Annotated in this window: 1 protein-coding gene and 1 pseudogene; both read left to right on the forward strand. The window is 68.6% G+C overall.

Features of this window, described 5'->3' with window-relative positions; translation table 11 throughout:
* Positions 1 to 137: 137 nt before the first annotated feature.
* A complete protein-coding gene (locus RM423_RS24490) occupies positions 138 to 527 on the forward strand; it encodes a pilus assembly protein TadG-related protein (protein WP_311425653.1) in 390 nt (129 codons plus the stop codon).
* Positions 527 to 2,251: pseudogene (locus tag RM423_RS24495) on the forward strand (LysM peptidoglycan-binding domain-containing protein); the annotation flags it as partial. The gene RM423_RS24490 and the pseudogene RM423_RS24495, both read left to right, overlap by 1 nt.

Below are 2,251 nucleotides of genomic sequence, written 5' to 3' on the forward strand. Positions count from 1 at the left end.
CACGGACATCAAGGCCGAGGACGTGCTCGCGAACTGACGACAGTGCGGACATTTGGCAGCAGCAGTCCATGACCGGGTGTCGACGGGCTGCAGCGTGCCGGTTTCAGGCGATTCGGCAGACCGATGAGTGCGGGTTCGTGTCGCTGTACGTCGTGGCCATCACGGTCGGCTTGGTCGCCCTGGCGGGTCTGGTCATCGACGGGGGCAAGGCCCTCGCGGCGCGGGAGAAGGCCGCCGACACCGCGCAGCAGGCGGCACGCGCGGGCGCCGATGCCCTGTCACCGGACTCGCTGCGAAACCCCGGCCCGTTGGCCGCGTCCCCGGCAGGCGCGACCCGGGCCGCCGACGCCGTGCTCGCGACCGGTGGCGTGACGGGCACCGTCAGCGTGGATGGCGACAACGTCACCGTCTCCGTCGTGGTGCACGAGGCCACGGCGATCTTGTCCGCCGTCGGAGTCAACCAAATCACCGGCACCGCGACGGCCAGCGCGACCGCACTACGTGGAACCACCACAGGAGGTAACTGATGAGACGAGGCGTCAAAGCGCTCGGGGCGTTCATCGTCTTACTGGCGCTGCTCGCGGGTATCCCCACGCTGCTGGGCGCCACGATCGGCGATCCGCTGGCTGGATGGTCTGACCTCAAGGTCGGTGACCTGACCAACGAGGTCGTCATCGACCTGCTGGCTGCTGTGGTGTGGATCGCGTGGGCGCAGTTCGCGCTGTCGGTGATCGTCGAGGCGATCGCAGCACTCCGTCACGTCCCGCACCCCGGTCATATCCCGCTGGTCCCCGGCCTGTCCCAACAGCTCGCGCACACGCTCATCGGGTCCGTGCTGCTGATCGGGACCGCGACGATCGCGCTGGCCAGCCCGGTGCAGGCCTTCGGCTCGCCCCTGGCGCATACACCTGTCGCGGTGTCGTCTGTGCAACTCGATACTGCGCAAGCAAAACCGAAGACACCGCATCCGGTCGCCCCCGCTGCAGCCGTGGCGCAGAGACACACACGCCAACAGGCGCGAACCACTACGTATGTGGTCCCGCACGACGGAACGGGCCCCGACACCTACTGGGACATCGCCGCAACCCACTGCGGCGGCGGGGAGAACTGGACGCAGATATGGGATCTCAACCGAGGACGCGCACAGCGGGACGGCACCGTTATGAACGACCCAGGGTTGCTGAAGCCGGGCTGGACCGTGCAGCTTCCTGCGGCCTTGGCTCCGCCCGCCCTGGTATCGGCGGCGCATGTTGATGCGGTGACCGTGCACCCCAACGACACGTTGTCGACGATCACGCGGGAACAGGGACTGCCGGACTGGCATCAGGCATGGGAGGCCAGCAAGAACATGGCCGAGCCCGACGGTCAGACGTTCACCGATCCAAACCTGATCCGGCCCGGCTGGACCGTCAAGATCCCGACCCAAGCGGCAACCTCCACACCGACGCCAACCACTGCGCCTGCGACACCGTCCGCACCCACCAACCCGACCACACCCACGGTGCCGAACTCGTCGCCGACGAGTGCTCCACCTCCATTTGTGCCGAGCGCTAGCGCGACACCGCGCGTGACTGCTGCACCGTCGGCTACCGCGTCGCCTGCCCACCAGGAACCGACGCCGACGCGTCAGACGGCCGCGTCGGCGTCGCGGTCCTCAGACCTGCCGATGGTGGCGTTCACAGGCGGGGGGATGCTGCTGGCCGGGGTGTCGCTGGCAGCGATGACGTGCTACCGCCGCCGACAGTTCCGATGGCGTGGTGCCGGCCGCGCAATCGGCGCGACCCCGCCCGAGCTGCACCGCATCGAGCGGCACCTGCTCGCCTCGGGCGGCGCAGGGATCACCGACGTGACATGGTTGGATCAGGCGCTGCGCAGCCTGGTCCACACCCTGGCCGAACACGAGGACGCGCGACTGCCCGACGTTGTCGCCGCGCGCATGACCCCCGATGTCCTTGAGTTGGTGCTGGCCACGGCCCGACCGGATGCGCCGGCACCATGGGCGGCGGATGAAACCGCGACCCGGTGGTCGGTCAAGCGGGGCGACTCACTGAGCTATGACCCGGCCGACCGGGCCTACCACTTCGCGCCGTTCCCGACGCTGGCCAGCGTCGGCTACACCGACACGGGCGAGCACTGGCTGCTGGATCTGGAACGTGTCGCGGCGATGTCTGTGTCGGGTGACCCGGAACGGTGTCTGAACCTGGCCCGATTCCTCGCCGCCGAGCTCTCGCACAACACCTGGTCAGAGATG

Origin of the sequence: Jatrophihabitans lederbergiae, assembly GCF_031845305.1 — a bacterium.
In the GTDB taxonomy this organism is placed as follows: Bacteria; Actinomycetota; Actinomycetes; order Mycobacteriales; family Jatrophihabitantaceae; genus Jatrophihabitans_A; species Jatrophihabitans_A lederbergiae.